The sequence below is a fragment of the Cellulomonas algicola genome, assembly GCF_003851725.1.
In the GTDB taxonomy this organism is placed as follows: Bacteria; Actinomycetota; Actinomycetes; order Actinomycetales; family Cellulomonadaceae; genus Cellulomonas; species Cellulomonas algicola.
In genome coordinates this window covers 1-11,590 of the sequence record NZ_BHYL01000265.1, presented here as the reverse complement: position 1 = coordinate 11,590, position 11,590 = coordinate 1, and the positions used below count along the sequence as shown (strand labels likewise).

Sequence of the window (11,590 nt, the reverse complement as noted above, 5' to 3'; positions counted from 1 at the left end):
CGCGCCCCGCCCACGCCGATCGCGGGGCCACCGCCCTCACGCGGCGGATCCCGGCCCGAACGCCGGGACGACGGCACCGACGGGTGCCCCGTGCCCGAGCACCGGCGTCGCCCCGAGCGGCCGCAGCACGTCCGCGTCCACCCCCGCCGCCGCGAGCGCCGCCGCGAGCACCGCGGCCCGCGGCCGCGAGGACCCGTCGAGCACCTTGAGCGCCACGGCCGAGCCGTCGGGTAGCCCCGCCGCGTACACGCCGTCGGCACCGTCCTTCGCCACCAGCCCCGGCACGGCCGACATGAACGCGGTCGCGTCGCGACCCGTCCCGGCGACGTGCCACGGGTGCGCGCGCACCGCCGACGCGACGCGGGCCTCGGCGCCGGACGACGCGGCCGACACGCGCCCGAACGACCGTGCGAGCCCGACGAGCGTCGTCGAGAACAGCGGCGCACCGCACCCGTCGACGGTCGTCCGGTCGACCGCGACTCCGGTGAGCCCTGCGACGGCGTCCCGCGCGGCGACCTGCAGCGGGTGCGCGGCGTCGAGGTAGTCGCCCGTCGACCAGCCGTTCGCGACGCACGTCGCGAGCATGCCCGCGTGCTTGCCCGAGCAGTTCTGCGTGAGCGACGAGCGGTCGTTCCCGTCCGCGCGCCAGTGCCACGCGGCGTCCGGGTCGAGCGGCCAGTCGGGGGTGTTGTGCAGGGCGTCCGCGTCGAGCCCCGCACCTGCGAGGACCTGGCGCACGACGTCGAGGTGGCCGGGCTCGCCGTTGTGGCTCGCGCACACGAGCGCGAGCGCGGCACCGTCGACGTCGAGCCCCGCGCGGAGCATCCCGACCGCCTGCAGCGGCTTGAGCGACGAGCGGGCCCAGATCGTCACGTCGGGGTCACCGAGCGCGAGGCGCACCGACCCGTCGGGCGCGAGCACGACGACGTGCCCGAGGTGCACCGACTCGACGAGGTCGCCGCGGACGACCCGCGCGAGCGGCTCCGCCGCGGTCGCGACGTCCGTGGCGCCGGGCGCAGCCGCCGTCGTCACCAGCCGCCCGACGGCCCGCGCGGACCGCGACGCCGGTTGTAGGGCGCGACCGCGGGGCGCACGTCGACGAGGTAGACGATCGCCCCGACCGCCGACAGCAGGCCGAGGAAGGACAGGAAGCCCAGCCCGATCGGCGGCGGGATGGACATGAACGACACCGCGGTCGCGACGCCCAGGATCGCGCCCCAGAACGACTTCGTGCGCTTGCCGGCCGACGGGAACGCGGCCGGCGGGCGACGCAGCAGGTCCACCAGCGCCCACACGCAGAGCGCGAAGATGACGAGGAAGAAGATGAGGTACAGGTAGACCTGCAGGGTGGCGACCACGCCCCGAGCCTACGAGACACCGGGTCGCGACGGTCAGATCTCCGGCAGGGCCGCGCGCGCGTCCCCGGGTGCGACGCCGGCGGACTCCAGCAGGTCGACGGCGAGCGAGCGGTGCAGCAGGACGAGGCTCTGCACCTGCCAGTCGTCGGCGGCGAGCGTGAACGGGTCGAGGGCCTGCGCCACGAGGAGCAGCTCGGCGCGCGCGCGGTCGGGGTCGCGGCCCGTGCCGACCGCGGCCGCGAGGTCGTCGACGGCCGCCGCGGTCGCGGCCACCTGCTCCGCGAGCCGTGACGTGTCGTGCGGCGCCTCCGCCTCCAGCACGGCGAGCGCCCGGCGTGCGAGCACGCGCGTGTTGCGCATCGCGCGGTCGGCCAGGACGGCCCCCGTGACGTGCCCGGCGAGCTCGTCCGCGAACCGGCGGCTGGCCGGCGACAGCCGCGCGAGGTCCCGGGCGTTCGCCGACCGCTCCGACCACTCGTCGAGCGCGGGCTGCGACGCGCGGCCCCGCACGAGCGCGTCCTCGACGGCCGGCACGGACCGCTCGTCGAGCCCGCGTGCGAGCACGTGCAGCACCCCGGCCACCTCGTCGAGGGCCGCACGCCCGAGCGCTCGCGGGTGCCGTCGCGGGTCGCTCGGCGTGAGCAGCGCGACCGCGAGCGCGACCGCACCGCCGAGGGCCGCGTCGACCCACCGCCCGAACGGACCGCCCGCCGCGGCGGGCAGGCTCACGATCACGATCGCCTGCACACCCGCCTGCGTGGTGAGCATCTGCCCGCGGTCGAGGAACCGGGCGAGCAGCGCCGCGACGAACAGCACGAGCCCGACCTGCAGCGCGCCCTGCCCGATGACGAGCGCGACGACCTCGCCGAGCGCGACGCCGATGGCCACGCCGACCGCGAGCTCGGCGACGCGCCGCACCGAGCGGTCCATCGAGAACCCCAGCGCGATCCACGCGCTGACGGGCGCGAAGAACGGGTACGGGTGCCCGAGCCAGAAGTGCGCGATGGCGAACGCGACGGACCCGGCGACCGCCGCCTGCAGGATCGGGAACCACGACGCGGCGACGCGCGCCCAGCCCTGCCGCACGCGCGCGCGGCCGAGCACGGCGAGGTCGTGGCGACCGGTCGTGCGGGCCCTCCCGGCGTCGGCGGCGCTGGTCACGGCGAGCCCGTCGCGCCGGTGGGGGTCACAGGCTGGGGTGGTGCCCGAGCCCGCGGCTGACCGGTCCGCGCGGCGCGGGACGGTCGACCGACACGCCCTCGCCGGGCACGACCTCCTCCTGCGCGGCCGACACCGCTCCCCCGTCGGAGTCGACGACCAGCGGCGCGTCGACCGGCACGGACCGCTTGACGACGGCGAGCGCGACCGGGCCGAGCTCGTGGTGCCGCGCGACGGACGTGACGTGCCCGACGACACGGCCCGGCTCGGGCGAACCCGGCTCGCCCGCGACGTCGTGCACCTCGGCGCCGGCCTCGGGCAGCACGTGACCGGACCCGTCGAGGTGCAGCAGCACGATCCGCCGTGGCGGCCGCCCGAGGTTGTGCACGCGCGCGACGGTCTCCTGCCCGCGGTAGCAGCCCTTGTGCAGGTGGACGGCGGTCCGCAGCCAGTCGAGCTCGTGCGGGATGGTCCGGTGGTCGACCTCGCGCGCGGCGCGCGGGCGCAGGGCCTCGACGCGCACGGCCTCCGACGCCCACGTGCCGACGAGCGGCCAGCCCGCGGCCTCGCGCGCCCGCACCTCGTCGACAAGGCGATCCCGTGGGACGAGCACGAGCCGCCACGCGCGGTCCGCGCCCGGGTGCTCCTCGTCGGACGGGCCGTACCGGGTGCCGCCGGGTGCGGTCGTGGGCCACGGGTCGCGCCACGTGACGGGCTCGCCCTCGGCACCCTCGGCGTCGACCGGTTCGCCGATGGCCGCCCAGTCGTCGGTGACGTCGTCGATCTCGACGCGCAGCATGAACTTCATCCGGTTCAGCCAGGCCGCGAGCGCGACGGGTGTCTCCGTGACCAGCCAGGTCGCCTCGCCGTCGTCTACGACGGCCGCGGCGTGCTCGACGTGCCCCTGCGGCGACAGCACGAGCAGCTCGGTCGACGTGCGCGGCGGCAGCGCGGCGACCTCCTGCGACGTGATCGAGTTCAGCCAGCTCAGCCGGTCCGGCCCCGCGACGCGCACCACGCCGAGGTTCGACTGGTCGACGACCGCGCCGCCGCGGGTCAGCGCCCGCTGCTCAGCGGTCGGGTCGCCGTAGTGCCACGCGACCCCGGCGTCAGGCCCCGAGCCGGCGACGGCCCCGCGCCGCTGCAGCAGCGGGCTCGTGTGCCGCACGGCCTCGCCGTGCGCGGTCTGCTCGACGGCGTCGGCCGACACCCGTCAGCCCTCGGGGGTGACGTCGGCGCGGCTGAGCCGCGCGGAGGCGTACGACTGCATCGGCTGGCCGAAGGCCGCGAGGTCGTGCGCCCACATGAGGTCGCCCTGGACCAGGCCGTACAGGCGCTTGCCCGCGGTCACCTCGGCACCGGTCGCGGTGCGGGCGATCAGGTCGCTCACCAGGTCGATGCGGCCCTTGCCGACCTCGCCGACGTACACGGCGACGTGGCCCGACGGGTCGGACACGAGCAGCTCGACGGGGTGCTGGTCCGCACCCAGGCCGTCCGGACGCTCGGGCGGCACGCGCCAGTACCCGGACTCGGTCGACCACACGGGGCCGGGTCCGTCCGACGCGGCTGCACCGGCGTCGACTGACGCCGCGTCGTCGAGCGACGCCGCGTCGTCGGGCGCGACGACGAGCCGGATCGTGGACGTGTACGAGAGGTAGGGGCCGCCGTCGTGGTCGATCACGACCTCCTGCGTGAAGGCGGTCTCCTCGATCCCGGGGTAGCCGACGACCCCCTCGCCGGTCCAGGTGCCCACGAGCCACGCGAGCGGGTACACCTCGGGGGCCAGCCCCTCGGGCAGGACGAACGCCATGTCAGGCCTCTCGACGGATCAGCTCTGGCTCTTGAACAGCTTCCAGACGACGAGCCCGGCGACCCACGCGATCGCCAGGGTCGCCGCGACGAGCAGGCCGATGAAGACTCCCTCGAGCGCAGTCATGCACCGAATCCTAACGACGCGGCACGCCTACGCTGTTCCGGTGAGCAGCGGTGTGCGACCCCTCGTGATCAAGACCACGTCCGGCCTCGAGCGTCCGGAGGCGACGAACCAGGCGTTCACCGTCGCCGCGGCGGCCGTCGCGGCCGGTGCCGACGTCTCCCTGTGGCTGACCGGCGAGTCGGCGTGGTTCGCCCTCCCGGGCCGCGCGGCGGACCTCGACCTGCCCCACGCGACGCCGCTCGCGGACCTCCTGGAGGTGATCCTCGAGGGCGGCGCGGTGACGGTCTGCACGCAGTGCGCGGCGCGGCGCGACATCACCGAGGACGACGTCATCCCGGGCATCCGCGTCGCGGGCGCGGCGGTGTTCGTCGAGGAGACCCTGGCCCCCCAGGCCCAGGCCCTCGTCTACTGACCTCGTCCACGGTCAGGCGCGGCGCAGGCGCAGGCCGAGCAGGTAGAGCTCGCAGCCGAGGCACAGGCCGAACGCCGCGTTGAGGAACGCCGCGACGAGCGCGACGGCCGCCGCGACCGGTACGGCGACGGCGACACCCAGCGCGCCGAGCAGCACACCGACGCCCGTCACGAGCAGGCCGACGAGCTGCGCGAACCGCGGCGGCCGCGGGTCCTCCCGCTCGGCGACCGGACCGATCCGGGGCGCGACGACCCGCCGGAACACCGCGGCCTGCCACGTGCCGGACACACCACGCGCGACGCCCAGGGCGAAGGACGCGGCGACGACCGCGAGCAGCGCGAGCGCGACACCGGGCCACGCGCCGAGCAGCAGGACGAGGACGAGCAGGACGGCGGTGACGCCGGCGCCGAAGCGCGGGCCGCGCACGTCGACGCCGTCGGGCCGCTCGGCGGCGACGGCGGTGTCGGTGGAGGAAGCGGACTGATTCACGGGTACTCCTCGGGCGCAGGGGCCGGTGTGGAAGGTTCGTCGCGCGGGACGCGACAGACCTTCCACACCGACGACGAACGGGTCGGGGGCGGCATGCGCCGCGCAGGGGACGAGGTGGGGGCCGCCGGGTCGAGACGGGGCGGGCCGGAGCCAGGGCGCGGCCCGCCGGTCGAGCCGGGGGCCGGCGTGGGGCCGGGGGAACCGGCGTGGGGCCGGGGGCGCCGGGTCGGACGGGCGTGAGGCCCGGGACCGACCGCACGCGGACGGCCCGTCGGGGGCGCGTCAGCGCGGGGCGACCCCGTGGCGACAGGAGTCGAGCGCGGCCAGCGCCTGACGACGGTCCGTCGCGCCGGACATCCGGCCGACGACCGCTCCGCTCGCGTCGAGCAGCAGGACGGTGGGCGTGCGCATCACGCCGAAGCGTCGCACGAGGTCCAGGTGCTGCGCGACGTCGAGGTCGACGTGCGAGACGCCCTCGTGCTCGCCGGCCACGGCCGCGAGGACCGCGTGCGTGCGACGGCACGGGGTGCACACCTCGCTCGAGAGCTGCACGAAGGTCGCGACGGCCCCGAGCGGCGCGCCGACCTCCGCGGTGGTGAGCCGGTCGTCGCGTGCGCCGTCCGTCTCCGCCGCGCCGCGCCGTGCCGCGCCCGCCGCCGACGGCTCGGCCTCGCCCGCAGGTGCGGCGGCGGCGAGGACGCTCGGGGGCACCGGCGTGAAGCGCCCGTTGCGCGACCGCCACACGAGCCCGACGACGACGGCGACCGCGAGCACGCCGAGGACGAGCAGGACGCGTTCCACGGTCAGCCGACCAGCACGCGTCCGACGACGTACACGAGCAGCCCGGTGACGGTCACGGGCAGCACGACGACGGCGAGCGAGGGTCGCCACCGCGCGAGCGCCTCCATGCGGTCGAACAGCGCGTGCAGCGCGGCGACGAGGATGCCGACGGCCACGCCGAGCAGACCCCCGGCGACCGGGTCGAAGTCCGGCAGCACGAGCCCGGCGACGGCACCCGCCGCGGCCGACGACGCGGTCGTCGCGAGGACCCCCATCCACACCGGGAGGTGGATCGCGACGACGACCGACCCGACGGCGAGCGCGAGCGCCGCGGTGACGACGAGCGCCTCCCCCTCGGGCCCGCGCGCGACGGCGATCCACCCCGTGGCGGCGACGGCGACCAGCGCGCCCGCGACGGTGCCGGACACGGACTCGACGAGCCGCACCCGCCCGTCCCGCCGTACGAGCTCGGCGAGGAAGGCGAGCACGACCGCGGCGGCGAAGACGACCGGCAGACGCTCGAGGTAGGGCTGCTCCTCCTCGAGCGTGACGACCGCCACGGAGCCCAGCCCCGCGAGCGCGACGACGACGCTGGTCCCGGTGCCGAACGGCAGGTTGGCGAGCGGCGGCCACCCCACGGCGACGAGCAGGACGAGGACGGCGCACGCGGCGGCGAGCGGGTAGAGCCCGACGTAGCCGGCGACGGCGACCACGGTCGCGAGGACGGCCGTGACGACGGCCCTGGTGGCGAGCTGCATCCCGCGGCTACCGCCCCGTCGTCCGAGGGGTCGTGGCGGGCACCCGCGCGGAGGTCGCGCAGGTCGTCACGGGGGCCGCGGAGGGGATGAGCACGGCAGCGATTGTCGCAGACGCGACCCGTCCGCCCGGTCGTCGCGCCGCACGAGCTCCGCGTGCGGCGCGGTACGGTGTGCAGCACTCGCACGCGGGGAGGAGGTTCCACGTGGCAGATCTGCTGCTGCTCACTCCCGCGTCCGGGGGCTCTGCTCAGGTGCTCCCGGCGCTCGGTCTGCTGTCGCACCGGGTCCGGGTGCTCCCGGTCGAACCGTCCGCCCTGGTGGACGCCCCGGACGCGGACATCGTCGTGCTCGACGCACGTCGAGACCTGGTCACGGCCCGCACGACGTGCCGGCTGCTGCGCGCCACCGGTCTGACGGTCCCGCTCGTGCTGGTCCTCACCGAGGGCGGCCTCACGGTCGTCACCGCCGAGTGGGGTGCGGACGACATCATCCTGGAGTCGGCGAACCCGGCCGAGGTCGAGACACGCTTCCGGCTCGTCATGGAGCGCGCGGCGACCGCCGGCTACGACGACGCCCCGCAGGAGATCTCGTCGGGCGAGCTCACGATCGACGCGGGCGGCTACACGGCCCGCCTGCGCGGGCGGCCGCTCGACCTCACGTACAAGGAGTTCGAGCTCCTCAAGTACCTCGTCCAGCACCCGGGCCGCGTCTTCACGCGTGCGCAGCTGCTGCAGGAGGTCTGGGGCTACGACTACTACGGGGGCACCCGCACGGTCGACGTCCACGTGCGTCGCCTGCGCGCGAAGCTCGGCCCCGAGCACGAGCAGCTCATCGGCACGGTCCGCAACGTCGGCTACCGGTTCGACCCGCCGAAGGACCGCCGCGCCGCGGTCGACGACCGCCCCGACGTCCCGGCCCCCGCGGACGCCTGACGGCGGCGGCCCCGGCCGACCTCTCACGCTGCTTCTCCGTCGTCCGGCGGCTCCGTCGTCCGGCGGCGCCGTCGTCCGGCGGCGCCGTCGTGCACCCGTCGCACCGCCGCCACGCGCGCCCCCCCGCTCGCGGGCGCCCTCCGCGCCTGCCCGCCACGCACCGCTACCCTGGTCCGCGGTGCGCCGGGAAGTCTGGTCGGCAGTCCTGCTGTCGCGCCCGGAGGTCGCCCGTGACCCGTCGTCCCGCCCCTCGCCTGTTCGCCGCCCTCACCCCGGGCGGCGAGCGCAACCTCCTCGACACGCTCCGCGAGGAGCGCACCGGCGGCGTCCTGCTCCTGGTGGGCACGGTCGTCGCGCTGCTGTGGGCCAACCTGTCGCCGTCGTCGTACGAGGCCGTGTCGACGACCGTCGTCGGTCCCGCGGCCCTGCACCTCGACCTGTCGGTGTCCGCGTGGGCGACGGACGGGCTGCTCGCGATCTTCTTCTTCGTCGTCGGCCTCGAGCTCAAGCGCGAGATCGTCGCGGGTGAGCTGCGCGACCCGCGCACCGCGGTCGTCCCGATCGTCGCGGCCGTCGGCGGCATGCTCGTCCCGGCCGCGCTCTACCTCGCCGTCAACCTGAGCGCACCGGCCGGCGACCCGACCGGCTGGGCGGTCCCGACCGCGACCGACATCGCGTTCGCGGTCGCGGTGCTCGCGGTCGTCGGTCGGTCGCTGCCGAACGCGCTGCGGGCGTTCCTGCTGACGCTCGCGGTCGTCGACGACCTGCTCGCGATCATCGTCATCGGCGTGGTCTACACCGACCACGTCGCGCTGCTCACGCTCGCGGCCTCGCTCGTCGTCGTCGCGCTGTTCGCACTCGCCCTGGCGCGCGGTCTCACGACCCCGTGGCTGCTCCTGCCGCTCGCCGTGCTCGCGTGGGCGCTCATGCACGCGTCCGGCGTGCACGCGACGATCGCGGGCGTCCTGCTCGGGCTCGTCGTGCCCGCGACGCCGCAGGCCACGCAGCGCGCGCTGCGGCTGCGCGAGACGCCCTCCGAGTCGCTCGCCGAGCGGTGGGAGCACCGTTGGCGGCCGGTCTCCGCGGGCTTCGCGGTCCCCGTGTTCGCGGTGTTCGCGGCCGGTGTCACGTTCAGCGCGGCGGTCGTCCGAGACGCCGTCGCCGACCCCGTCGCGCAGGGCGTCGCGCTCGGGCTCGTCGTCGGCAAGCCCTTGGGCATCCTCGGCGCGACGTGGCTCGTCGCCCGGTTCACGCGCGCGTCGCTCGCGCCCGGGCTGGGCTGGGCCGACGTGCTCGCCGTCGGGCTCGTCGGCGGCATCGGGTTCACGGTGTCGCTGCTCGTCGGCGAGCTCGCGTTCGGGGCCGGCAGCGCGCACGACGAGCACGTGGTCGTCGCGGTGCTCGCGGGGTCGCTCGTCGCCGCGTGCGCGGGCGGTCTCGCGCTGTGGCAGCGGGACCGGCACCACGCGTCCGCCCGCCGGGACGCCCACGGGACCCCCGCCAGCGGGTAGGTTCGGCTCCGATGAGCACCGTCGACTCCGCGACGCTCCTGATCGAGGGACCGTGGCGGCACCGGTTCGTCGCCGCGAACGGCGCCCGGTTCCACGTCACCGTCTCCGGTCCCGACGACCGCGACACGCCTCTCGTCGTGCTGCTGCACGGCGTGCCGCAGTTCTGGTGGGCCTGGCGACGGCAGATCCCCGCGCTCGCGGACGCCGGGTACCGCGTCGCGGCGATGGACGTGCGCGGAACCGGCTCGTCCGACAAGCCGCCGCAGGGGTACGACGTCCCGACGCTCGCCGCGGACGTCGCAGGCGTGGTCCGGTCGCTCGGGGCGTCGCGCGCGATCGTCGTGGGCAACGGCACGGGCGGCGAGATCGCCTGGGCCATGGCGGCGCTGCAGCCCGACGTCGTGCAGGCCGTGGCCGCGCTCGGCGCCCCGCACCCGCTCGACGTGCACGGCCACCCGCGCACCGCGTTGCGGGCCGGCGCGTGGCGTCGGCTCGCGTTCGCCCAGCTCCCGTCGTTCCCCGAGCGTGCGCTCCAGCGCGGCGACCTGGTCCGCACCCTGCTGACCGAGTGGGGCGGCGCGCCCGGGTGGCTCGACGCGGCGACCGAGCAGCGGTACCGCGAGGCCGTCCGGGTGCCGTTCGCGGCGCACAGCCAGATGGAGCAGCTGCGCTGGCTGGTCCGGTCGATGCCGCGGCTCGACGGCCGCCGCTACCACGCGGCGCTCGAGCAGACCCGGCCGCTGCCCGTCCTGCAGGTGCACGGCGGGCGCGACGGGCTGCGGCCGGCGACGTACGCGCCGCTGTCGGCCTCCACGAAGGCGCTCGTCGCCGAGCGCTACCGGTACGAGCTCGTGCCGTCCGCGGGCCACTGGCTGCCTGACGAGGCCCCGGACGTCGTGTCCGAGGTGCTGCTCGACTGGCTCTCCGAGACGGCGCTCGTCAGCCCCTGACGCGCCGGTCCAGCCCGAGAGGTCCGAGGCCAAGCCCTGAGGCCCCGGACCGCCCGTCGGCCCGTGAGCCGGGCGTCGCGCCTCAGCCCTTGAGCATCGCCGTCGCGCGCACCGGGTCGTTCTCCCCGATGCCCGCCGACGGGCACCACGCCGCGACCGGGCACGCGCCGCACGCGGGCTTGCGCGCGAAGCACGTGCGCCGCCCGTGGAAGATCAGCCGGTGGCACGCCATGGTCCAGTCCTTGCGCGGCAGCAGCTCCCCCAGCTCGCGCTCGACGACCAGCGGGTCCTCGCTCGTCGTGTAGCCGAGCCGCAGCGACAGCCGCAGCACGTGCGTGTCCGTCGTGATCCCCGGGATGCCGAACGCGTTGCCGAGCACGACGTTCGCCGTCTTCCGCCCGACGCCGGGCAGCTTCACCAGGTCCTCGAGCCGGTGCGGCACGACCCCGCCGTGCCGCTCGACGAGCGCCGCCGACAGGCCCGTCACCGCGCGCGCCTTGGCCCGGAAGAACCCCGTCGGCCGCAGGATCTCCTCGAGCTCGTCGGGGGCGGCCGCGGCGAGCGCGGCCGGGTCGGGGTACCGCGCGAAGAGCGTCGGCGTCGTGAGGTTGACCCGCACGTCGGTCGTCTGCGCGGACAGCACCGTCGCGACGAGCAGCTCGAACGGCGACGTGAAGTCGAGCTCGCAGCGGGCGTCCGGGTAGCGGACCTCGAGCGCGCGGTCGACCCGGCGGGCGCGACGGGTCCGTGCGAGGGGGGTCTCGGTCGTGCCCGGCGAGTCGCTCACGCGTCGCAGCGTAGGCCGCACCGGTGACACCCGCCGGGCGGCCCGCCCGGGCACGCGTCGCCCCCTCGGCCCAGCGCCCGTCGCCCCGTCGGCCCAACGCGCTGACCTGCGGACGAACTGGTCGGGCGCACGGCTCAAGTCCCGGCCCGCGCGCGCCGAACGACGGGATGAGGACCTGGAGGCTCACCCCGATGACTGCACCCACCGAGCAGCGCGTGCGCGACCTGCGTCTCGACCGCCGCGCGCTGCGCGCCGAGCGTGCGCGCGTCGGGTGGTGGCGCCGGCTGGTCCGCGCGCGGCTCGACCTGGCCGTCGCGCAGGTCGCACGCCCGCAGACGCTCGGCGAGGACGTCGCCTTCCAGCTGCCCCTCGACGTCGGCGTCGACGTGCCGCGGCCTGCCGAGCTCGCCGCCGTCCTCACCGGGACCCGGGCGGACGAGCTCGCCGCGCTCGACGGCCTGCGCGCCCTCGACGAGCAGCTCGCGCGCTACGAGGCCGGGGTCGCGTCGGCCCTCTCCG

The 11,590-nt window shown here is 76.4% G+C and carries 14 protein-coding genes; 5 read left to right on the top strand and 9 right to left on the bottom strand.

Going from position 1 to position 11,590, the window contains the following annotated elements; all coding sequences use genetic code 11:
• Positions 1–36: 36 nt before the first annotated feature.
• The 5 genes from CTKZ_RS16010 to CTKZ_RS15990 are packed head-to-tail and all read right to left on the bottom strand — an operon-like array spanning position 37 to position 4,326.
• Positions 37–1,032, bottom strand: coding sequence for an asparaginase (locus CTKZ_RS16010; RefSeq protein ID WP_124343879.1), 996 nt, complete (start codon positions 1,030–1,032; stop codon positions 37–39).
• Positions 1,029–1,358, bottom strand: a complete 330-nt coding sequence (locus CTKZ_RS16005; protein WP_124343878.1) for a DUF2516 family protein — start codon at positions 1,356–1,358, stop codon at positions 1,029–1,031. The genes CTKZ_RS16010 and CTKZ_RS16005 overlap by 4 nt, the downstream gene beginning before the upstream one ends.
• A 33-nt stretch (positions 1,359–1,391) precedes the next feature.
• On the bottom strand, positions 1,392–2,519 hold the full coding sequence (locus CTKZ_RS16000; RefSeq protein ID WP_124343877.1) for an FUSC family protein: 1,128 nt from the start codon (positions 2,517–2,519) through the stop codon (positions 1,392–1,394).
• Between the two features lie 25 nt (positions 2,520–2,544).
• Positions 2,545–3,726, bottom strand: coding sequence for a CAF17-like 4Fe-4S cluster assembly/insertion protein YgfZ (gene ygfZ, locus CTKZ_RS15995; protein ID WP_443090083.1), 1,182 nt, complete (start codon positions 3,724–3,726; stop codon positions 2,545–2,547).
• A gap of 3 nt (positions 3,727–3,729) precedes the next feature.
• Positions 3,730–4,326 carry a heme-binding beta-barrel domain-containing protein gene (locus CTKZ_RS15990; RefSeq protein ID WP_124343876.1) on the bottom strand — a complete coding sequence of 199 codons (597 nt, stop codon included), beginning with the start codon at positions 4,324–4,326 and terminating at the stop codon, positions 3,730–3,732.
• Between the two features lie 166 nt (positions 4,327–4,492).
• Here CTKZ_RS15990 and CTKZ_RS15985 point away from each other — a divergent pair, with 166 nt between their 5' ends.
• Positions 4,493–4,864, top strand: coding sequence for a DsrE family protein (locus CTKZ_RS15985; RefSeq protein ID WP_200829778.1), 372 nt, complete (start codon positions 4,493–4,495; stop codon positions 4,862–4,864).
• Between the two features lie 12 nt (positions 4,865–4,876).
• Here CTKZ_RS15985 and CTKZ_RS15980 read toward each other — a convergent pair whose 3' ends face one another.
• The 3 genes from CTKZ_RS15980 to CTKZ_RS15970 all read right to left on the bottom strand — a co-directional run bounded on the left by CTKZ_RS15980 (position 4,877) and on the right by CTKZ_RS15970 (position 6,891).
• Positions 4,877–5,353, bottom strand: a complete 477-nt coding sequence (locus tag CTKZ_RS15980; RefSeq protein ID WP_124343874.1) for a DUF4395 domain-containing protein — start codon at positions 5,351–5,353, stop codon at positions 4,877–4,879.
• A 282-nt stretch (positions 5,354–5,635) separates the two neighbouring features.
• The gene (locus CTKZ_RS15975) at positions 5,636–6,154 is read right to left on the bottom strand and encodes a thioredoxin family protein (protein ID WP_124343873.1); all 519 of its coding nucleotides are present in this window, start codon (positions 6,152–6,154) and stop codon (positions 5,636–5,638) included.
• Positions 6,155–6,156: 2 nt separating this feature from the next.
• On the bottom strand, positions 6,157–6,891 hold the full coding sequence (locus tag CTKZ_RS15970; protein WP_124343872.1) for a hypothetical protein: 735 nt from the start codon (positions 6,889–6,891) through the stop codon (positions 6,157–6,159).
• Positions 6,892–7,094: 203 nt separating this feature from the next.
• Here CTKZ_RS15970 and CTKZ_RS15965 point away from each other — a divergent pair, with 203 nt between their 5' ends.
• The 3 genes from CTKZ_RS15965 to CTKZ_RS15955 all read left to right on the top strand — a co-directional run bounded on the left by CTKZ_RS15965 (position 7,095) and on the right by CTKZ_RS15955 (position 10,284).
• Complete coding sequence (locus CTKZ_RS15965) at positions 7,095–7,823, top strand: winged helix-turn-helix transcriptional regulator (protein ID WP_124343871.1); 729 nt, start codon at positions 7,095–7,097, stop codon at positions 7,821–7,823.
• Between the two features lie 230 nt (positions 7,824–8,053).
• Positions 8,054–9,334: a Na+/H+ antiporter NhaA gene (gene nhaA, locus CTKZ_RS15960; RefSeq protein ID WP_124343870.1), complete on the top strand. Its 1,281-nt coding sequence runs from the start codon at positions 8,054–8,056 to the stop codon at positions 9,332–9,334.
• A gap of 11 nt (positions 9,335–9,345) precedes the next feature.
• Positions 9,346–10,284: an alpha/beta fold hydrolase gene (locus CTKZ_RS15955; protein WP_124343869.1), complete on the top strand. Its 939-nt coding sequence runs from the start codon at positions 9,346–9,348 to the stop codon at positions 10,282–10,284.
• An 82-nt stretch (positions 10,285–10,366) separates the two neighbouring features.
• Here CTKZ_RS15955 and nth read toward each other — a convergent pair whose 3' ends face one another.
• The gene (nth, locus tag CTKZ_RS15950) at positions 10,367–11,071 is read right to left on the bottom strand and encodes an endonuclease III (RefSeq protein WP_124343868.1); all 705 of its coding nucleotides are present in this window, start codon (positions 11,069–11,071) and stop codon (positions 10,367–10,369) included.
• Positions 11,072–11,262: 191 nt separating this feature from the next.
• On the opposite strand from nth, the gene CTKZ_RS15945 reads away from it, so the two are divergent.
• A partial coding sequence (locus CTKZ_RS15945; protein ID WP_124343867.1) for a hypothetical protein occupies positions 11,263–11,590 on the top strand: 328 nt, incomplete at its 3' end.